Below are 21822 nucleotides of genomic sequence, written 5' to 3'. Positions count from 1 at the left end.
TCATAAAATCTAAAACGATGAATTGACGAATGCAATATCGGCGCACTATAATACATTTGAACTTATTAGTTCAAATAATACTGGTTAGTTCACAACTCCAATTATGACCCTATCGGAAGGATTGATAATCATGAATAAACAACGGGCCATCATCATATTCACTTTATCCCTGAGCATCGCAATGACCGGATGTTCTACAGAAAAAAAAGATGCCGCTCTAGGTTCATCTGCACAGCCAACCGTTGTGCGCACCGCAATCGTCAAATCCACGCCACTTCATACGGCCTATAACTTGTCAGGCACTCTTCAGGCTTATGAGGAGAACACACTGGCTTTCCAAAATGGAGGCACTGTAGCCAGTGCATATCTCACTGTCGGTACTGCTGTACAGAAGGGCGCCGTTATTGCTAGTCTGGATGACGCTGACTACAAGCTTCAGGTGGCACAGGCGACAGCCTCCATCTTGGAGGCACAGGCTGGTATTGATAACGCACAGGCTAATTTACAGGCTGCTACCTCCGCGATTCAATCCGCCGATGCCGGCATTACAGGAGCTCGCGCGAATGTTAACAAGGTCAATAAAGGCGCACGTGCTCAAGAGAAACAACAAGCGCAAGCTACTGTAGATAAGGCACAAAGCGCTTATAACAAGGCCAAGACGGATAGCGAGCGTACACAGAAGCTGTTTGAGGCAGGCGCTGCTACCGCATCAGATAATGAAAATGCTCGCCTGAATGCTACCGCAGCCCTGAAAGACCTGGAACAAGCCAAGGAATCCCTGTCCCTTTTGCTGGAAGGAGCCACAGCCGAAGATCATCAATCCGCCCAAGCTTCCTTTCAAGATGCGCTTGCAGGTAAAAGCAAAGCCCTTGCGGCCAGTGAACAGGCTGCAGCTTCCCAAAAACAAGCCCATGCCAACTACGAAAAAGCCCTTGTTGCCAAGGGGCAGGCAGAACTGGCACTTTCACGCACACGTCTAATCTCTCCTGTGAACGGTGTAATCTTAGACAAAATCGTGAATACAGGTGATTTGGTCGCGTCAGGGCAAGCCGTCTATCGCATAGGGTCCATCGACCGCCTCAAAGTGCTGCTTCCTGTACCAGACAGTGAAATTAAGGATTGGAAAAAGGGTCAACAAGTAGAAGTGGCGCTCTATGAAGAGACTCGTCAAGGTACGGTGTCTAACGTCTATCCTTCGACCAGCACCGACACGGGAAGGGTTAACGTAGAGATTGTTATAAACAATCCACAGCGAGACTGGTTACCTGGTCAGGTCATTAAAGCTGCTCAACAGGTGACCGACAAGAATGGGATTCTCGTTCCTGCCGAAGCAGTCATTAACACGGGAAGCAAGCCTTTTATTTTCAAAGACATTCAAGGAAAAGCTGTTAAAACCCCTGTGGAGCTTGGTAATCAGGTTGTAGATAATCAGTTGCAAATCGTATCGGGACTTCGTGAAGGCGAACGTATTATCGTTAAAGGGGCAGAAAACCTATTTGATGGAAATGCGATTCAGTCGGAAGAAGGCGGGCGCCCATGATTGAGTACATCGTAAAAAAACGAAAAATTACATTGCTGTTTTTTGTCATGCTGATTTTGGTCGGAATCTTCGGCTTTTTCCAGTTACCACAGCAGGAAATGCCGGATGTCACCATACAGAATGCTATGGTAACAACAGTCTACCCTGGTGCTTCACCACAAAAAGTAGAACAAACCGTAACTAAAGAGCTGGAGAAACGCATTAAGGAAGTTGAAGGTGTTAAAACGATTAGTTCGACTTCTGGTAACGGATTCTCCTCAATTTTAATCGAATCCAAAAACGGAGTTGATCCTCAAACGGTTTGGGATGATATGCGTAAAAAAGTGCAAGATGCACAAGCTGATCTTCCTCAAGGCGCTGAAGTGCCTGTTGTAAATGACAAACTAACCAGCTCTTTTATTGGCTCCTATGCCCTAACAGCTGACTCTTCCGCACCACTCTATAAACTAAATGATTTAACAACAACTTGGAAAGACCAGCTTAATACCATTTCTGGCGTATCTAGCGTCAAATTCAATGGTCTCCCTGATCAAGAAGTACGTGTCCATATTGACAATCAGAAGCTTCAGCAATATCAGCTGTCATGGGGACAAGTAGCTCAAGCGATCCAGTCTCAAATTGATCGGGTTCCTACCGGTAATATTGAATACAACGGACGTACCTATCAACTTATTGTTCGCGAGTCCGAAAAAGCTGATGAATTGAATCAGGTCCTTTTGACACGCACCAAAGAAGGTAATCCTGTATATTTGAGAGATGTCGGCACAACGGAGCTGGCACATCCTAATACAGAATACTTTGCCTATGTAGAGGGTAAACCGGCCATTACGCTAAGTATTGGAGCAGAAACAGGCACAGACATCCCTTCTATGAGTGAAAAGGTCAATACCAAGCTCAAAGAGCTGGAGAAAACACTCCCCGCAGGTGTCCACTTTCAAACTCTTTTTGCACAAAAGGATCAGGTAAGCCATATCTTTGACGACTTAAAGCGTGAAACGATTCTTGCGATTGCAGCCGTTATTCTCGTTTGTATGTTGGGGCTGAATTTGCTCACCTCTGCATTTGTTGCACTGGCCATTCCTATTTCGGTTTCGATTGCCATTATCTTTTTGCCTATGTTCGGCATCACTCTAAATCAGATTTCCGTTGTCGGTCTGATCATCGTACTCGGCATACTCGTGGATGATGCCGTAGTTGTAAATGATAATATTGAGCGTAGACTTACGGAATTAGGAGAATCACCCTCAGTCGCAGCTGTAAAAGGTACCAAAGAGGTCATGCTTTCTATTTTGGTTGCAACTCTGGCCACCATCTCAGCTTTCGCGCCATTGTTGTTTCTTCCTGGAAATGTAGGTGCCTTTATTAAACCCATTCCTGCTATTGTCTCCCTGACCATGCTTGCCTCTATGATTATGTCGCTCACCATCATCCCTATTTTTCGAGAATGGTATGAGAAGCGCAGACAGGCTCGTCACCCTCAGGGTAAGTCTAAACCAGCAGGCTTGCTCGGCCAGCAGATTCATTCTTTAAATAAGCTCTATTCACAAAAACTGATGCCTAAGGTCATTCAGCGTCCCTTGTTGACAGCCATGGTCGGACTCATGCTTGGAACAGCCGCCTATGGATTAGTTCCCTTTACCTCAGTTGAACTTTTTCCTGAGTCGGAAGATCCTCATGTTGCACTAAATGTAAAAATGCCTGTAGGCACTTCAATTGCGGAAACCGACCAGGTCGTTAAAGACCTTGCAGGCTGGGTGAAAAAGCAACCTGAAACTTCCAAGGTCGTCTACAGCGCTGGAGGGACTGCCCCACAACTGTTTAGTGACATTAATAGTATGGGTGGAAATATTAGTTATAACGAAACGGTGGGGCAGATTGCTGTCGTCGGCAAAGAAAACGTATTCGATCTCAATACGACAGTTGATGCTTGGGAACAACATGTTAAGAAATCCTACCCTGGAGTTACAGTTACGATGTATGTTCCTCGTCTCGGGATTCCAGTGGGCAAGCCCGTTTCCATTCGTATCTCAGGTCAGAACCTGAATGAACTGCAAATCCTTGCCCAAAAAGCAAAGGAGCAGATCGCGACAGTAGAGGGCACAACAGGCATCGTGGATGATATAGGAATTGAACGATATGCACTGGAGCTTGAGGTCAACAAACAAACGATGGATCAGTACCTGGTAAGCTACACAGATTTGACTCGCACCCTGCTTCTATTAAAAGAAGGAGCCCAAGTCAGCCAATTTGATACTGGAAACAGTCTGGTAGATATTAAAATGTATTTGAATCACAGTGACGAGGAGCCAAGTAAGCTTTTCCAACAATTAAGTGTAGTTAATGCAGCTGGTAAGCAAATTCCATTAAACCAGCTCGTCCAGATTAAGCCGTCATTTGCTATTCAGCAAATCAAGCATTACAATATGGAGCGGACGATTACGGTGGAAGCCGATTTGAACGGACGAACTGCAAGCGAAGCGATGGTTGATGTTGAAAGTAAGCTGGCGCAAATGAAGTTCCCAGAAGGCTACAAATGGGAGGTTGGTGGGGAAACCTCTGACCAATCGACCATATTCAAGGACTTAGGACAGCTGGCGATCGTTGTAGTCTTGCTCATTTTACTCTTGATTACTATGCAATTTTATTCTCTCTCCATTCCTATTATTATTATGACGACCGTGTACCTGGCAGCAGCCGGCGGGATTATTGGTATTTTCTTGACCGGTATGCCTATCGGTTTTATGAGCATCATGGGAATTATTGCACTCGCGGGCATTGTTGTGCGGAATGGGATTGTGTTAATTGAATTTATCGAGGATGCACGACATGAAGGAATGGAATTAAAGGAAGCCGTAATACAGGCGGCCGCTGCTCGCTTCAGACCGATTTTATTGACATCTTTGGCAGCTATTGTAGGTATGATTCCATTAGCACTATTGGGAAGCCTGCTCTTTAAGCCACTGGCGTTTACCGTCATTTTCGGTTTGTTATTCTCAACCTTGTTAACCTTGTTTGTCGTGCCGTCCTTGTATATGATCATGGCCAAGCACAAGATGCGCCGTCAACTCAAAAAACAGCAGCACACAGTTATCACACGTGACCAACCTTTGTGATGTATGAAGTGAATTCTTATGCTGTCGAGTTGGTCGGTCCCTAGGGGGAAGTATGTATGGAAAGTAAAAAAAATGATATTTTACAGGCGGCCATTCGGCTGTTCTCCAGAAAAGGCTATTATTCAACATCTGTTGAAGAAATAGCCAAAGAAAGTGGGATGGCGAAAGCATCCTTCTATAAATATTTTCAAGGAAAAGAAGAACTTCCTCTAGAAATGTGTATCATTCTGGAAAATAACATTGAACAAGACATCCGGGCTCTCTACAGTAAACCTGATCTTTCTAAGCACGATAGACTACATGGTTTTATTGTACTTTACTTGAAAAATCTCGTTGAAAACAAAGTGTATCTCATGATGGATCTTCCTGAGCCTTCCATGCTTATTTTTCAGAATGAACATCTCAATTACGCGTTCGAGAATCATGAATACAAATTGTACAAATGGGTTCGCGACTGCCTGATTGATATTTTTGGACCGAGCATTGAAGATCATGCATGGGATATGACCTTTGTACTTAAAAGCATTGTGTTTGAATATATTCGCTTCTTTGCCGATCGGATGAATGATGAAACGATTGAACATCTAACGCAGTTTATCATCTTCTTATCCAGTTCCTTGGCAACCAGCCTGAACAATGCTGATTCAGCTCCACATTTGTTCTGGAGCAAGCAAGGCTGGTTGCCTGAAAGTGCTCTAAGTAATCCCTTTGACCAAGGCCGTCAAATTAACAGCCTTCTCCACTCCTTGGAAGACAGTATACTGCTGTCTTCGTGGAGTTCAGAGGAGAAACAGGAGTGTCAGCAAATCTACGCTCATTTAAAGGAAGAGGCTCTGAAATCGAACCCTCAGAAAGGCCTCCTGAAAGCCCTTTTTGCGTATTTGGAGCAGTACAAGGAACTGCAAAAGGTTTGTCGTTTACTTAAAAATTTATTGGACCATGCACCGATATCCGAGTAGTCACTCAGCATTCGGTACATCCCAGCAAATTCATACTTAACAGTGAAACACATCAAAAAAAGACTGTTCATGCAAAGCATGAAACAGTCTTTTTGGGTTATTACTTTTATTTTGATAACATACGAGGAGTTACAGCCCCGCTTGTTCTTTTAGAATTTCAGCTTTATCTACGCTCTCCCATGGTACATCCAAATCTGTACGGCCAAAGTGACCGTAGGCAGCAGTTTGCTTATAAATTGGACGACGCAGATCCAACATGCGAATAATGCCTGTTGGGCGCAGATCAAAGTTATTTCGGATCAATTCAACCAGCTTCTCATCACTCACTTTACCCGTACCGTATGTATCGACGTTAATCGAAACAGGCGTAGCTACACCGATGGCATAAGCAAGCTGAATTTCCACTTTGTCTGCCAATCCTGCTGCTACGAGGTTTTTCGCTACATAACGAGCAGCGTAAGCAGCGGAACGGTCCACTTTGGTCGGATCTTTACCGGAGAATGCTCCCCCGCCATGACGTGCATAACCACCATACGTATCCACAATAATTTTACGGCCTGTCAGACCTGCATCTCCTTGAGGGCCACCGATAACAAAGCGTCCTGTCGGATTAATGTAATACTTGGTTTGCTCATCCAATAATTCGGCAGGGACAATTGGCAAAATAACCTTTTCTTTGATGTCTGCTTGAATTTGCTCCAAAGTAGTATCCTCTGCATGCTGCGTAGAAACCACAATAGCATCAATACGAACAGGTTTACCATTTTCATACTCTACCGTTACTTGGGTTTTACCGTCTGGACGAAGGTAATTCAGTGTTCCATCCTTACGTACTTCAGACAAGCGTCGTGCAATACGGTGAGACATAGCGATAGGCAAAGGCATCAACTCAGGTGTCTCGTTCGTAGCAAAACCAAACATCAAGCCTTGATCCCCAGCCCCAATGTTTTCCGTTTCTTTATCTACTTCAGCAGGATCACGGCTTTCCAAGGCAGCATTAACCCCTTGAGCAATGTCCGGCGACTGTTCATTCAAAGAAGTCAATACAGCGCAAGTATTATAGTCGAAACCGTATTTCGCACGTGTATAGCCAATTTCCTTAATCGTATTACGTACAATGGATGGAATATCCACGTATTCCGATTTGGAGCTGATTTCACCAATGACGAGAACGAGACCAGTAGCTACCGATACTTCACATGCTACCCGTGCATTAGGGTCATTAGCCAGAAAGGCATCCAAAACAGCATCGGATATCTGATCACAGATTTTATCCGGATGGCCTTCTGTTACAGACTCGGACGTGAACAAATGACGGCCTTTTACAGACATGAATTTCAACCTCCCACAATTAAAATACATGAGGATTTATAAAAAAATCCTGACATGGCAATGGTATTATTCAGATACCTTCAAGCCAACAAATGGCGGGAGATATCTTGTTACACCTGATTAATAAAAAATGAACCTTTTCCGGTAGGAAAAGGTTGCGTACAAGCCTCAAATGCCATGATATCCTATTTAAAACAAGGTGTCAATTAATACAGCCCAATTACAACTTTCGAAATTGAGGTAAGTTTACATGCAAACATTTTCGATTCACATGTAAATAACCCCAGTTTATACGCTACTATATAATCAAAAACTGTAAAAATTATTGCAATTTACAATGTACCATATTCAGATAAGCTACGTTCAGCAGATTGTATCAATCGCTTAGTAATTTCACCACCAACTGAACCGTTCTGTCTTGAAGTTAAATCACGCCATGCTACATTTTCGCTCCCCGCAAACTCCCCCAATTCTGCAGCAAATTCACTGTCAGCCTTAGGTTGTATATGTGCATATTGGGGATTATAAACAGGCAGCCCAAATTCAGCAGCGATCTCATACTTCAAATCATCTAACCTGGCACGGCTTTCAGGAATTAATCGTCTTTGACCTCTTGATGCCATCGTATACACCCTCCACTAAAAGTATTGTCTTTCATGGGGGTAGTGTGCAGCGATTAGGTTCAACTTAGCCAAGAACAATTTGCTATCCCAAGCAGTATTTAAGAAAAAGAGCCACCGAAAGCAACTTATATACAAAACAGTTTACTGAACAGTATAACCGCCTCGTACCATAACGACCAGACCAAACTTCTGACCTTCTTTTACTTGAATACCTCTTCCTTCTCTAGGAAACGATAATAAATGATTTTTCTCGACAGCCTGATTATGAACAATTTCCGTTCCAGAAGTAATATCAATAGCACCACTGGCATCCATACTATACACAACGGCATAACCATTACGTAAAATAAATTCCGAGCCTGCTTTGGCAATCAGTTTTTGACCAGGCTTTACATCAACAACCTTTAAAGCCTCTGTCTGCTCTGGTGTGAAAGTTTTTCCTGCACTAGAAGTTCCTGACGCCGTTGTGTTAGAAGTAGTGTTTGTTGCTGGAGCATTCGAACTAGTCGTTTTACTACTCGTGTTACTTGCTGGTACTCCACCTTTAATTGCCTGAGCAATTTTTTGGTCAACATAGCTTTTGGTTACGACTGGATCATCAGCTGTACCAGGTTGTCCAGAACTGGAGGCACCATTAACTGAATTGTTCATTAAGGAACCAGCAACAATTCCTCCTCCAAGTAAAACAGCAGCCAACGATACTTTATAGCGTGATTTCATGAAGTCCTCCTACAGCAGGTTATAGCAAGTATAGGTTAAGCTTTAATTATTGTGCGCTAGCTCCAGAAGAACCCTGCATAGCCCAAGGCTTATCAAAAGCCAACTTCAAAGTATCAATATTTGTAACTATATCTTCGGCCTGTTGCTCAGCAGTAGTGACTTTCAAATTAGCTTCATAAACCTGAAGCTCTGTAGCCAACCCAACATCAAATTGCTTCTTAGCCATATCAGCCGCACTTCTAGCACTCACCAAACCAGCTTGAATCTGTGAGTACTGGCTTTCTAATGCTTTGATGTTATTATAAATTGTTCTTACTGCTTCTTCGAGTTGTCTCTTTGTGCCTTCTGTAGCATACTGAGCTTTCTCGACATTAAGTTGCTCAGCTTCGTAAGGTGTGTTTCCTGGCGTACTAAAATTGTAGAGCTTCAGGCTCAATTCAGCTAAATCCACTTTTTGCTCGCTCAGCCAAATGGCCGTGCTGCTAGTAAGTACTTGGCTTACTTTAGTTTCTACATTATCTTTAAACTCAGAATATACAGGTTTATCCTTCAATTCGTAACGTTGCTCAGGTTTGTAACCAATCACTTGGTTCAAAGAAACATATGCACTATCTAGATCTTTTTTTGCCTTCTCTAAAGCAGCTTGATTTTGAGTCACCTGATTAGTTGCTTGCGTAACCTCATAGTCACTCGACATCTGATTATCTCGTTTAATTTGTGCTACTTTCAGTTTGCGCTCGGCATCTTCAATATTCAAAGCAGCCAGCTTAACGGCATTTTGCTTTTGAAGAAGCTTATTGTAAAGATCCTTCACATTGTACTCAATACCTTCTTTAGTCATATTCAGGTTTTTTTTAGCAGCCTCATAATTAAGATTCGTTTGAGCATAGCCTTTGAAAGCTTTATCTTGACCTTCATCACCTGCTTCTGCTGGAACAAAGTCAATATTCTTGCCTGCTTCTTTCATGATTTTGCCTGCTTGATCGATATTCGTTGCTGCTGTTTTAACTGTAGTGCTATCAGCTATAGCCAGTTTAACGGCATCATCATAGGCCAACGAATCATTATAGTAGGTATCATAGGTAACCTTTGTCACAGGAGCTGTGAGAGGCTTACTGGACAAGCTATTGGCTTCGCCAGTTGTACTTCCATCTGCTTGGTTTGAAATAGTAATTGTACGTGTACTTTGATCCCAATTTACTTTGGCGCCTAATGATTGGCTCACAAAACGTAAAGGAACAAGTACTTGACCCTTTTGAATTTGAGTTGCCGCATCGAGTTGTACAGGAGCACTATTCTTATAAGCAAGCTTGGAACCAACATTCAAAGCCAATGTATCTTCATTTTTAGAAGCAGTTACTTTTTTAGCTTTGCTGTCCCAATCGACTTTCGCACCCAAGCTTTCAAAAACACCACGGAGAGGCACCAAGGTTGTATTTTGACTAACAACCGGGGACTGGGTATATTGCTGAGTTACACCGTTAATAATAACCTTTATATCACCTGCTTGAGCTCCTGCAAAATTGGCAAATGCAGAAGAAAGAACCAATGTAGAAAGTGCTGCCACTCCAAAACGTTTCATAATTTCTCTCCTTTGTCAATAAGACTAATAAAAGAAAAGGGCTCCAAAAGGAACCCTCTTCTAATCTAATTCAGTTAACTCAAAAGAGTTGCCCTTAAATTAGTTGTTGTTTTCAACAGTTACTGTTTTAGCAGTTGCATCATAGTTGATGGATGCATCCAACGCTCTGCTCACCCAGAAGATAGGCAGTACAGTACGGTTTTTGTTAGTTACAGCTTTAACGTCCATACGAATCACAGAACCGTTAACAGTCAACAGGTTAGTGTTCAGTTTGATTTGAGCAACGCGGTCACCTTTAATCAGGGTAACTGTGGAAGTTGCTTTGTCAAACAGGATGTTTTGTGGGGATACACCCAAAGCTTCAGCTGCATAACGTACTGGCAAGTAAGTGCGTCCGTTTTCAGCATAAGCAGCTACATCAGAAGTTTTACTTTCGCCGTTCACAGTGTAGGAAGTGCTTCCCAGTGTGAAGACAGCTTTAGTTTTAGTAGCACCTGGAGCTGGAGTTCCAACAGTTGCGATTGCTACTTCAGCAGCTGCAGTGTTGTTGTCTTTCCAGTTTTGAGTGTTGTCAGTTGCGCCTTTGTAAGCAGTGTAAGAAACTGCGCTACCTTTCAGCTTAGCAACGATGTCGCCTTGAGCTACAGTACGGTCAACAGTCAGCTTAGGAGCCGAGATTGTGATTGTACTTGGAGTAGCACTTTCGCTGTCGATGTAGAAGCTCAGACGGCCTTTGTTGCTTTCGCCGTAAGTATCAGTAGATACGCTCTTCACTTTAACGTCACCAGCTGTAACTTTTACTTCTGGAGTAGAAGCAAAACGTACGCCTGTTGGCAATTCCAAGATTACTTCACGGCTACCGTCTTTCTTAACGAAAGCTTCTTTAGCAGCTTCAGTGATTGTGATATCGCCAACTTGTTGATCGCCCAGACCGATTGTCAGGGTTGGTTTGGAAGCAGCAGCCAAAGTAACTGCTTGTTTCACAGTTGCAACCTTAACAGTACCGCTCAGACCTTGGCTACCAGCAACATCAACGTTCAGATCGCCAGTGAAACCTGGTTGTGTTGCAACTTCAACGTTTTTCAGTTTCAAAGTACCAGCGTCAGTTGTGCTGTTAGGATTGTTGAAAGTCAGTTTCAAAGTGCGTTTGTCAGAGTCAGTGTAAGATACCTCTGCTCCACCCAATCCATTACTGTTCTCCATAGAACCGGAGAAGCTGCTTCCAGGGTTGTTGCTGTCAAAAGTAGACTGCCAACGAGCACCTTCAGGCAGGCGCAATGTTACAGTACGTCCTTTTACAAAAGATTTAGCAACAGTTTCCTTAATTGTAACATCACCAATTTTTTGCTCATCATGACCAGCAAGAATTGTTGTTGGAGTAGCTACGGAAACGCCACCACCGATTTGACCATAGCTACCAACTACGAGGGAGCTAACGTCAGTTGTTGCATTACCAGAGATGCTAACTGTAACGTCGCCTTCTTTAGCGCTAGTTTCATCATCAACGTAGAATCCTACAGGCAATTGGAAAGATGTTTGCTCAGAACTAACTTTATCCAAAGACAAAGTCAAAGTATCGCCATCAGTAGAATATTTTACATTTTCCGGTTTGATAGCAGTTCCAATCAGGATAGTAGCTTTATCTTTAGGAGCAGAATCCCATTTGAATCCGCTAGGCAATTTCAACTTAATGTTGTTATTACCCAAAGAACCAGCTGTTTCTTCTTTAACTTTCAAAGTTGCAGTAAAGTTATCTTCACTGGAAACAGTATCATTTGCGGACAAGGACACTTGACCGGAAGATACTACGTTTGCAATTGTTACTTCACCGCTTGTCACACCACTTGCGGAAGCAGCATCAATAGAAACTTTTACAGGTCCATTGCTAGGTCCAGTAACATTGATACTCGCAAAGTTCATGAAGACTTCTGCACTGTCTAAAGAGTTATCAAAATTAAAAGTTACTTTAGCAGAGTTGGAAGTCAATTGTTCAACCTTCAAAGGTTGGTCAGGGAAACCAGCAGCGTCTTTGTTGTCACCAGCGTCAACATAAATACCCAAACCATAAGTAGCTTCACTAGCGGAAGTTGTAGCACCAACTGCGCCTTTCAGAGCTGCGCCATTAGCATCCGTAGAAGAGAAGGAAAAACCTTTAGGCAATGTAATAGTGAAAGTAGCGCCTTTAGCAACAGAAGCTTGGCTAACACTCATTTTAGCCTTACCCAAAGTAGCATTATCTTGTTGGTTGGAGCTGATGCTAGGAGTATTCACAGCAACATAGCTAGAAGCTGCATGGATTGCAGTTGGTGCAGTCAATGCTGCGATTGGAGCTGCAACACCAGCAACCAATGTTGCTGTTGCCAGCACGTTGATCATTTTTTTATTAAACTTTGTCATAACCTTTTTTTCTCCTCCTTGAATATAACCAGAAATATTATTTTTGTCTTTTTGTCGGATCTTGTCACTCATCAGTCGTTACACCTCCTTTCCGAGCTTTATGAGAACCCTTATAAAATGATATCTGTGACAATATCACAGAAGCTTGGAATCTAGTTGAAAGAAAGCGTCCATTTATGACGTACTCCAGTATTATACAATGTGATAACAATGCAGTAAAGATTTTTTTTAGCGAATTTTGTCTTTACGCTTTTGTACCCCTTTGTTTCATACTCACCCAATTAGACGTAGCATGGGTTCAAAAAGTTGCGTCTGTTTCAAAAAAAATTTTATTTTTTTTGATTATGTATTCCGCTTCCCACAGTCATAATTATACTATTAAACCTGTTCCTCCGTCATCCTACAACTTTTACCTTATCAACCTTAAATGTACAAGGGTTATTTTCGTACATTTAAGTCGGCCTTTAATGGAGTATATTCGCTAAGAATTATCCATAGAATATATAAAGCACATAAAGTCTATAGATTCCCTTGAAATCTAATACTCTAATACACTTTAAGTAGTAGGAATGACGGAGTAACAGTGATTTACGGTAAATATAACCGAGACAAATTACTTCACTACATTAATCTTCGCGCCATCCGTAAGCAGACTAACGCCCTTAACGACAACATTTTGTCCTTCAGCAAGCCCCTTGGTTACCTCAATCTGTTTGGCACTTTCCTGGCCTGTCTGCACTTCTACCCGCTTAGCAACAGTTCCTTCCACTACATAAGCATACTTTTTCCCTGCCTGCTCCGTAATGGCATCCTGCGATACCAAAATGTTTTTAGAAGCTTCTGATTTCATGTATACAGTTACAACCATCCCTGATTTTAATTCACCAGAACCATTAGGAACTGAAATCTCGACAGGATATGCCTTGAGATCATTATCCATTACCGGATTGACGGCCGATACTCTGGCCTCAATTCGCTTATCTAAGGAGTCCACACCTACAGTCACAGATGAACCCACCTGCAACTTAAGAAGCTCAGATTCAGAAACGTTAACTTTAGCAATAATAGGATTGGTATTCGCTATTGTAGCAACCGCGGATTGTGCACTAACCATTTGCCCCTGGGTTCCTGTTACTACCGATATCGTGCCGGAAATCGGAGCTTTGACTACAGCATCCACCAGTTGACTACGTGCTGTGTCTAAACTGGACTTAGCTTGATTGACAGAAGCACGAGCTACGTCAATGCCGGTTTTCTGTTGTGCAAGACGTAATGATTTTTGAGCATTGCTATATGTTGTTTGTGCACTTTCCTTGGACGTTTGTGCATTGTGAAGTGTGATCTGTGCATTCTCCACCGCAGTCAAAGCTCTTCTATGCGCTATTTGAGACTGCTCTAACTCGGATTGAGATAGAGCGCCCGCACTAAACAACTGTTGGTTGCGATTGAGCGTATTTTGAGCATCACGCACGGAACTCTGAGCATCGACCAGACTGGTCTGAGCTTGGGTGATAGTGTTGTCTTGCTGTACAAGCGCACTTTTCGCTTGATCCACGCTGGACTCTGCCTGTTGCACCGATTGCGCTGCGCCAGACTCAGCCTGCTTTAAATTGGCCAGGGCAACCTGGTACGATTCCTGGGATTGCTTAATCGAGTCCCGCAAGTCCTTTTGGTCTATAGTAAACAATGTGTCGCCCTTATTTACTTTTTGCCCCACTGTAAGGTTAATGCTTTGAATTTTGCCACTAATTTTCGGAGACACCTGAGCCGTCTCTTTGGGAGCAAAGCTTCCAATAATACCTGTTGAATCGCTAATACTACCTTTGGTCACTTTGGCCACTTGGACCGGAATGGCCTGCTGCGCCGCAGTTGGAGCGGCGGGGGCCTCCCCCCCACCGCAACCCGCTAATGCAACTGATAAAAGCAAAATTGTAGCAATCAGAGCACTTTTTTTATTCATTATGTTTCTCCACCTCACCTTATATATGAACACTTTTTTGTAGTTTCGCTTCTTTTTTTAATTCTCTCTTCGCTTGTCTTTTTAATTTCCGATTCTTACGTTTTTCTATCATATTATCCATGATGACGTAGACTACCGGAATAAGAATCAATGTTATAACAGCTGCGAAGGATAACCCGAACACAACAACAACTGCCATCGGTGCTTGTGTCTCGTTACCACTGCCTGTAGCAAATGCCATTGGGAGCAAAGCTAGTACAGTAGCCAGCGTGGTCATCAAAATCGGACGCAACCGCTCAGACGCTCCATGAATAATAGCTTCATCCCGATCTTGGCCGTCTTTTCGGAGCTGAATTATAAAGTCAATCATAACAATGGCATTGTTGACGACCAAACCAACGAGCATGATATAACCGGTCAAAGCTGAAACGCTGAGACTCGCCCCGGTTACAGCTAAACCGATAAGCACACCAATTACCGTAGGTGGAACGGAAAACATAATAACAAACGGTGTGAGCAACGATTCGAACTGTCCTGCCATAACCATATAAATGAGCACGACAGATAGCAAAATAGCTATCGCTAAGTTCATGAAAGACTCCATCATTTGTTCATTTTGGCCGCCACCCGTATCTGCACTGTAGCCCTCTGGGAAGTGAGTAGTCTTCAATAGAGCATCTATTTTTTGATTAATAGTAAGAATATCCCCTGTTCCATCAATATCAGCTGTAATCTGCACTTGACGCGTTTGGTCTTCACGAGTAACAGTATCGGGTACAGTCCGTTTATCAATACTTACTACGGAAGACAAAGGTACATCAATACCTTGCGAAGTGGTGATCCGTAAGGCTTTTAGATTTGACAAATCATGGCGGTTTTTCTCTGGCAACGATATCTTCACATCAATCTGATCTTCACCTGTACGATAGCTTGTGGCGACTGATCCATTAAAAGAAGTATTCACTGCAGATAAGATTTGGGTCGCTGATAAGCCATATCGACTTGCAAGTTCACGATTAACGGTAATCTCATATTCTTCGCGAACAGCACTCAAGGTACTTTTCACATTGACCGTACCCGGTATGTTTTTTACGTCCGCAACGAGATTGTCCGAGAGTTCTCTCAGGACGTCAATATCGTCACCTTTTAAGTTAATATTAACAGCCGCTCCGCTTGAAAGGCCTGTTGTAGACGCCATTGTAATCTCTGCATCTGGAATGCTATCAAATTTTTTACGAAGGCCATCAACTATAACATCTGTTGCCTGATGTCCATCCTTCAGTGTTACACTTAGATCTGCTGAGTTGGTTGGAGCTGCCCCTGAATAACCAGAATTGCCACCAGAACCAACAGTCACTGTCATTTTATCTAGATCCGGAACTTTCAAAATTTCTTTTTCTATATCTTGAACAACCTTTTCCGTTTCTTCCAAGACCGTTCCATTAGGAAGTTTCACATTAATTGTGAATTCCCCAGTATCGGATGCTGGGATAAATTCAGCCTTAACGAAAGGAACTAGAGCCCCAGCTGCCACAAACATTAATAAAGTAATAATTAACACAGATTTTCTATGGTTAATTCCCCACTTCAGTATACGGCGATACCCACTCTTAAATTTCTCGAAACCAATATTAAACCACACAATAGGGTTAACACCCTTATAAGTACCTGAAGAATAAATGGATTCATCTGGCACGGTAGGTAGCCAACGTGATCCCAGCATCGGCACAATCATAAGGGATACAAGCAAGGCTGCAATGTGAGAGAAAATAACTGTTAACGCCAACGGTTTAAATAGAACTCCCGCAATTCCGTCAACAAAAACAACTGGTAAAAATACTACGATCTGCGCAAGTGCAGATGCCATAACGGCATTACCCACCTGCTTGGAGCCATCAATAGCCCCTTGTAGCATGCTTTTCCCTTCATGTCGCTGTCTAAAAATATTCTCAATAATAACAACCGCAAAATCGACAAAGGATCCTAACCCCAGAAGCAAACCGCTCAGTGAAATAATATTAATGGTTTGTCCGGTGAAATACATCATCATAAACGTAGCTACGAAGGAAATTGGAATAACGATAGTAGCAATAATGGTAGAACGTATACTATTCAAAAATAACAGCAACACAATAGCTGCGATAATAAGTCCCAATATAGCATGCTCTACTAGTGAGTGTACGGAGTCGCTAATCGGTTTGGATGCATCTGTTACCATCTCCAATTGAGTTCCCGGAGGCAATTCCTTCCGTATCGAATCTAAACTATCCTTTACAGAATCGGCGATTGAAAGGGTATTCCCCCCTGTGGCTTTAGTAACAGAAATATTGATACTTGGCTTTCCGTTATAGGTAGAAATGGTTGTAACATCATCCAAGGAATCTTCAACTGTCGCGATGTCCTTTAGCTTAATGCTTCCCTTCCCTACTGGAATTGGCGTTTCACCCATTTCTGAAACAGCTTTGTATTCACCTTGAACCCGAAGTTGGATTTCTGTATTACCTCGGTACACCGAACCAGCAGAACCCGCTACGTTATTAGACGATAGCGCTTGGCTGATTTGATCTAGCGTAATGCCATAGCTTTGAAGTTTGGCTTGGTCTACAGTAATCTTCACAAGCCGAGCTTGCCCACCTGACATGTTGGCTGCAGCTACTCCCGCAATTCTTTCAAGCCGCGGCTCAATAATATCTTCAGCAATAGGCTTCAACTTGTTAATATCCTGGTCTCCTGTAAGAGAGAGCGTAATAACCGGCGTTGCGTTGAGATCCACCTTAAGGACACGCGGCGAATTAGCCGCCTTGGGAAGAGACCCTTTAACCCCATCAACTTTATCTCGCATGTCGAGGGTTGCTTGATTGATATCTACTCCCCAGTTAAATTGAATCATGACCATAGATGTTCCTTCTGAAGACTCGGACATGATTGTGTCCACGTTCTCAATAGAAGCCAGACTTTTCTCAATAGGTTTAGTAACCAATTCCTCAACTTCTGTAGGCGTTGCATTTGGAATACTAGTCACCACTGCAGCGAATGGCAGCTTCATATCCGGCATTTGCTCTACAGGAAGTCTTAACGCAAAAATACCGCCCCCGATTAACAAAGCAATAATTAACATAAATACTGTTACAGGACGGCGTATTGAAAACTGAGACATCTCATCACTCCCCACTCACTTCTCTATGTAATATTAAAACACACACATCCTCTACTACGATGAAATAGGCGTAAAGTTTCAGATAAATGTGCAAAAAAAACATATAGAAAAATAATAAACACATTTTGAGATAAATACTTAAAAAAAAGCAATTAATTACAGACGTTTAAGCCAAATCCAAAACCAAAACCATTGTAAGGCTAATCCACAATTTTTACCTCATTGATATTATGGCATAGGCCCTTAATCCCAGTCAAATAGCTGATTTATAAAAAACATCCCTCTCATGTATATGAAAGGGAATTACCATTTCGCATGGAGGGATGTTTAATAATTTCAGGTGTTTTGTTGATTAGATTTTAGGAAGCAGCTTTTTATCAGCCATAACTTTAGCTACAATAATCGCTGCATCTCCGCGCAAGGTCAAGGAAGTAGGATTAAACATATATCCCTTTTTCAGATCGCTTGCATCCACAGGTGACCCTGTGATAAAGCCTTTTTTGGCAATAGCCAATATAGATGCTTGCGCATAGTAATCAATCTTGTCCGCATCTTTAAAGGTCTTAGACAGGTTCTTCATGATCTTGTCATGATCTGTTTCCAGCTTCAAATTCAATGCCTTGGCAATAATGACTGCTGCATCTTGGCGTGTGATTACATCTTCCGGCATAAAGATTCTTGGTTGCGAACCTTTGACAATACCGGCGCGTGCAGCTGTTTCAATATAACGATAATCATAGAGCGCATCTGCTGATATCGTATTTGGAATAGACACGTCGTCGAAATGCTTCGCTCCGCTGAAATTAAGCGGAATTTGCAGACCTTTGACGATCATAGACGTAAATTCGCCTCTTTTAATGTAGCTGTCTGGTCCAAAGCTATTAATCGGATCCATTGGGTTCATAACACCTTTAGCCAAGATGGCTTCGATGTAATCTCTGGCGTATTTATGCTTAATGACATCACTATACGTTTCTCCAACTTTAGCAACTACATAGTAACCGAAACGATCAAACGGTACCTTAATGGTATGTTTTTTCGGATCCACCACACCACCAATGTTCTGCCAATCTTTAAGATCAGAATCAAAATAGAACACCGTCATTTGTTTCCCTGCATCCTGAGCGATACTGTTATCATACGTCAAAGTTAATGTTGCACGCTTGGATGGTACTAATTCATTAGAAGGATCACGCCAGTAGAAGTTTTTAATCTTGCTACTGTCATTTTGCGACTTGTTAGCCAATTGATAAGGATCGGCACCATAAGTTACCGGATCGTAATCATCTGTTTTAATGTCATCTGCTGTACCTGGGTCAATCCAGAATACTGGACTTGACTTGGTAAAACGATTTGGGAATTCTCTGTTAAAGTATCTACTTCCATCTGCAATCAAGCTCTGCATATCCGACAATGCTTTTTCGGTTTCAAATTCATGACGATCGACCACACCATCTTCGCTATTTGCTATTGCAAAGTACAAAGTGTGACCAGAGAAAACCTGGTTTTTGAACTGTTGCGGTTGATCGTAATCCCGACGAATCAGACTCGTTCCCTTTGCAAAAGCAAGTGTAAGATTGCCATCGAACACTTTGTGCGATGTTTTCATCGCTTCCATGTACTGCTCACCAGGAATATTAGTAGGCACATATTTAACAGTAATGGTCTGTTTCAATTTTTCTTTGCCTACAGTAACCACTACGTCAATTTTATTATCTTTGTTGGCTTTTAGACCTGTAACGATGGCTTTGTAAGTAGATGGATAATCAATGGTACCATCATAATCAGAGTCGAATCCCTCTTGAACTGCTGTTTCTTTACCTACCGTAACACTATCTGCATTACCTGCGTTTACAACAACTTGCACAAAGTTTTGATTCACGATTCTCTTTTCAGGGAGCGGACGCAAAATATCAAAAGATGTGGATTGACCGGATACTTGCAGTCGGAAAGTAGCAAATGGTCCGCTCTTGCCGCTATTGTACAAGGTAATGTTATAAGCTACTGGTGTTCCATCTTGCGAAATAGTTTGGTTTTTCAACACAAAGCTGAAATACTTTTTGTCCGGATGGTAGTACACAAGCAGGTCTTTTAAATCTTTATTTGTAAATTTATCTGTAGTAGAACCGGAATTGTATGTTGTCTTAGCATCTTCTGCTGAGAAAAACTCGTTACTCAGCGTCCAGTTGACTTCACTGTCATCCGATCCCTTAATCTCCAAAATATATTGATCTTTATTAGCAATATCACTTAACGAACCATTTACCTGATCTGCTTTACCCAAATCAGCAATACTGAAAGTACCAAATACATTGATATTTTTCAGGGATGTATTGTAGTTGGTGTCATCCACTTTGGTGAAATTAGCATCTTTTGATTTCGGAGCAATTTCGCTGTATTTCGGCGTATTGCTCAAGCCGCTAACTGGTGTAAAAGGGATGATTCCTTGTGTGTTTGGAACAGGAATTACTGGAATATTCGTCTGTGTAAAGTTTACTTTTACCGTATTGCTATACTCAATACCTGGCTTGTATACAAACTTGATTTCATTATTCCCGTTCGCCAAGGCATTGGCTGCGGCTGTCTCTGAGGAAGCAGCAAGCTTGAAGTCCGCTCCTGAACCATCCAGATCAACCAATACATTATTAACATACAGGAATACATTTCGGTTACTTCCAGTGTAATGAATATCTGCTGCGTTGCTCACATCAAGCAATTTACCTTTAAAGTAGCCCAGCTGAGTCAATTTATAGGTATTCAAGTTTGAGCTGGATGTATTCAACGGAATTTGTTGCCCATCATAAATCGTGTCGTATTTCATGAACGGACCCTGCAACAGATTCACCGTTGCTTTAATTAACTTTGTAGAGTCACCATTCAGATAAAAATTCAGTACATTTTGTCCTTCTTTAGGCAAAGTGTCTACATAAGCAACAATTTTCTTCACTTGCGTTGACTTACCATTGATTGTACGAATTACATCTTGAGGAGACCCTACAGTATGAACCGATACTCCGGAAAGCTCACTAATTGAAGAAGGTGCGCCATTAACAACGATAAACTCCATACCTACAGGTACAGATGCAGCATCTGTAGTCTTGTTCTTCATAGAGCTACCTGTTAATTTCATAGCTTCATCTAGAGCAGCTGCCTGATCAGACCCGCTTCCATTAATTCTGTTCAACAATTGAGTATTAAAATCAGGAAGATAGTTAACATCATCAATATACGGCTGAGTGCTACTGCGCAATGTAAATTGGACAGCCGATGGAGCTGGAGGTGTACTGCTATCCGTATAAGTTATGCCCAGGGATGCCCTGGTCAAATGATCAAGTACAGCTTCCGAAGGTACAGTCACCTGAAATGGATATACTTTATAGCCATTTGATGTAACTATATTTGCAGTATCAATTGTGGCATCAACCCCAGTCGCACTACCCACAGCACTACCATTGTTACTCACATCGGTAAAACGTGCATTGATTGTGGCTACTCCTGGATCGGTCGCACCAGCTGGTACCAAAACGTTACCTTTTAAAACCACACCACTTGTAGACGATACAGTAAAGTCAGGCGAAGTGGTCAGATCGGCAGAAACATTCCCATCCTTGTTCAAGGTCAAATCAGAGAATTCCGGTTTACCCGTATAAATCGTAATTTCACGTGTAACTGTGAGGGCCTGAGTTCCGTTGCCCACTTTAATAGTCACTATATTTTTACCTGGACTGAGTACCACACTACCTGTTAATTTATATGCGGTATAAGAGTTAACTGTGTACGTATTACTGCTTTTTGCAGACGTGAGCGTTACACTGTCAGCATTAGGAGCCGTACCTTGAATGACTACTTTTACATCATCCGTACCGCTATTGCGTGCGTCTGTCAGCACCGCTGTCTGATTCTCTAGCAACTGCTCGGTTGCACCATTCAGCGTAGCAGATAGATCATAAAGCTTAGGTCCATCCTGATACTCAATGTAAATGGAGTCCTTCATATCAGCCGAATTTTGGCTACTTTGAAATGTAATCCGGTTCAAACCAGGAAACAGTTTAATGTCTGTAACTTTAAGCGTAGAGCCACTGACCGTAATTCCGCCTTTTTGACTCTCGTTCTTATTAACTACGTTAAGGTTTGTTCCATTTTTAGAGAGTTGGAATACACTATAAGATATAGTACTTCCGTTCACTCCGTTAATCGTACCGTTAACTGTAACTCGGTCAGTGTTTACCATTCTAGCCGAATCCACATCATATTTTTCACTTGGAAAAATAAAATAAGTTCCCGTCGCAGCATGAGCCGTACCTACCAGGGCCGCCGGCACCAAGCCAATGATGAGACCAACCGTCAGCAACATGGATAGCAATCGTTTCAAATCATTGTCCTCCTTTGATTCTGTCGCACCTTGGGGTACGTAATCATTCAATACTTTTTTTATCGGT

At 42.3% G+C, this 21822-nt stretch carries 11 protein-coding genes; 3 read left to right on the top strand and 8 right to left on the bottom strand.

Going from position 1 to position 21822, the window contains the following annotated elements; translation table 11 throughout:
- Positions 1–130: 130 nt before the first annotated feature.
- Genes MHB54_RS15640 through MHB54_RS15630 form a run of 3 tightly spaced genes read left to right on the top strand, consistent with a single transcriptional unit; the run spans position 131 to position 5612 of the window.
- The gene (locus MHB54_RS15640) at positions 131–1540 is read left to right on the top strand and encodes an efflux RND transporter periplasmic adaptor subunit (RefSeq protein WP_254326128.1); all 1410 of its coding nucleotides are present in this window, start codon (positions 131–133) and stop codon (positions 1538–1540) included.
- Positions 1537–4653: an efflux RND transporter permease subunit gene (locus tag MHB54_RS15635; protein ID WP_023990683.1), complete on the top strand. Its 3117-nt coding sequence runs from the start codon at positions 1537–1539 to the stop codon at positions 4651–4653. Before MHB54_RS15640 ends, MHB54_RS15635 begins: the two co-directional genes overlap by 4 nt.
- A gap of 56 nt (positions 4654–4709) precedes the next feature.
- The gene (locus MHB54_RS15630) at positions 4710–5612 is read left to right on the top strand and encodes a TetR/AcrR family transcriptional regulator (protein WP_023990684.1); all 903 of its coding nucleotides are present in this window, start codon (positions 4710–4712) and stop codon (positions 5610–5612) included.
- 129 nt (positions 5613–5741) lie between these two features.
- On the opposite strand, the gene metK is transcribed toward MHB54_RS15630, so the two are convergent.
- From metK to MHB54_RS15590, 8 genes are all read right to left on the bottom strand, one after another.
- The gene (metK, locus tag MHB54_RS15625) at positions 5742–6944 is read right to left on the bottom strand and encodes a methionine adenosyltransferase (RefSeq protein WP_023990685.1); all 1203 of its coding nucleotides are present in this window, start codon (positions 6942–6944) and stop codon (positions 5742–5744) included.
- A 332-nt stretch (positions 6945–7276) separates the two neighbouring features.
- Positions 7277–7567, bottom strand: coding sequence for an alpha/beta-type small acid-soluble spore protein (locus tag MHB54_RS15620; RefSeq protein WP_023990686.1), 291 nt, complete (start codon positions 7565–7567; stop codon positions 7277–7279).
- A gap of 141 nt (positions 7568–7708) precedes the next feature.
- Complete coding sequence (locus MHB54_RS15615) at positions 7709–8287, bottom strand: hypothetical protein (RefSeq protein WP_264454449.1); 579 nt, start codon at positions 8285–8287, stop codon at positions 7709–7711.
- Positions 8288–8333: 46 nt separating this feature from the next.
- Complete coding sequence (locus tag MHB54_RS15610) at positions 8334–9869, bottom strand: stalk domain-containing protein (RefSeq protein ID WP_264454448.1); 1536 nt, start codon at positions 9867–9869, stop codon at positions 8334–8336.
- A 99-nt stretch (positions 9870–9968) separates the two neighbouring features.
- On the bottom strand, positions 9969–12338 hold the full coding sequence (locus tag MHB54_RS15605) for a copper amine oxidase N-terminal domain-containing protein (protein ID WP_023990689.1): 2370 nt from the start codon (positions 12336–12338) through the stop codon (positions 9969–9971).
- Positions 12339–12879: 541 nt separating this feature from the next.
- A complete protein-coding gene (locus MHB54_RS15600) occupies positions 12880–14226 on the bottom strand; it encodes an efflux RND transporter periplasmic adaptor subunit (RefSeq protein ID WP_023990690.1) in 1347 nt (448 codons plus the stop codon).
- Positions 14227–14245: 19 nt separating this feature from the next.
- The gene (locus MHB54_RS15595) at positions 14246–17383 is read right to left on the bottom strand and encodes an efflux RND transporter permease subunit (RefSeq protein ID WP_023990691.1); all 3138 of its coding nucleotides are present in this window, start codon (positions 17381–17383) and stop codon (positions 14246–14248) included.
- A gap of 352 nt (positions 17384–17735) precedes the next feature.
- A complete protein-coding gene (locus tag MHB54_RS15590) occupies positions 17736–21755 on the bottom strand; it encodes an S-layer homology domain-containing protein (RefSeq protein ID WP_023990692.1) in 4020 nt (1339 codons plus the stop codon).
- Positions 21756–21822 lie beyond the last annotated feature (67 nt).

The organism is Paenibacillus sp. FSL M7-0802, from assembly GCF_038004945.1.
Taxonomy (GTDB): domain Bacteria; phylum Bacillota; class Bacilli; order Paenibacillales; family Paenibacillaceae; genus Paenibacillus; species Paenibacillus polymyxa_B.
The sequence above is the reverse complement of the archived record's forward strand: the minus strand, read 5'-3'. Positions and strand labels throughout refer to the sequence as shown.

What these genes read in the sequence shown, in the direction of transcription:
- MHB54_RS15630 (WP_023990684.1), top strand. Translation starts at nt 4,710, where the DNA reads ATGGAAAGTAAAAAAAATGATATTTTACAGGCGGCCATTCGGCTGTTC.
- MHB54_RS15640 (WP_254326128.1), top strand. Translation starts at nt 131, where the DNA reads ATGAATAAACAACGGGCCATCATCATATTCACTTTATCCCTGAGCATC.
- MHB54_RS15600 (WP_023990690.1), bottom strand. Translation starts at nt 14,226, where the DNA reads ATGAATAAAAAAAGTGCTCTGATTGCTACAATTTTGCTTTTATCAGTT.
- MHB54_RS15610 (WP_264454448.1), bottom strand. Translation starts at nt 9,869, where the DNA reads ATGAAACGTTTTGGAGTGGCAGCACTTTCTACATTGGTTCTTTCTTCT.
- metK (WP_023990685.1), bottom strand. Translation starts at nt 6,944, where the DNA reads ATGTCTGTAAAAGGCCGTCATTTGTTCACGTCCGAGTCTGTAACAGAA.
- MHB54_RS15605 (WP_023990689.1), bottom strand. Translation starts at nt 12,338, where the DNA reads ATGAGTGACAAGATCCGACAAAAAGACAAAAATAATATTTCTGGTTAT.
- MHB54_RS15635 (WP_023990683.1), top strand. Translation starts at nt 1,537, where the DNA reads ATGATTGAGTACATCGTAAAAAAACGAAAAATTACATTGCTGTTTTTT.
- MHB54_RS15620 (WP_023990686.1), bottom strand. Translation starts at nt 7,567, where the DNA reads ATGGCATCAAGAGGTCAAAGACGATTAATTCCTGAAAGCCGTGCCAGG.
- MHB54_RS15595 (WP_023990691.1), bottom strand. Translation starts at nt 17,383, where the DNA reads ATGTCTCAGTTTTCAATACGCCGTCCTGTAACAGTATTTATGTTAATT.
- MHB54_RS15615 (WP_264454449.1), bottom strand. Translation starts at nt 8,287, where the DNA reads ATGAAATCACGCTATAAAGTATCGTTGGCTGCTGTTTTACTTGGAGGA.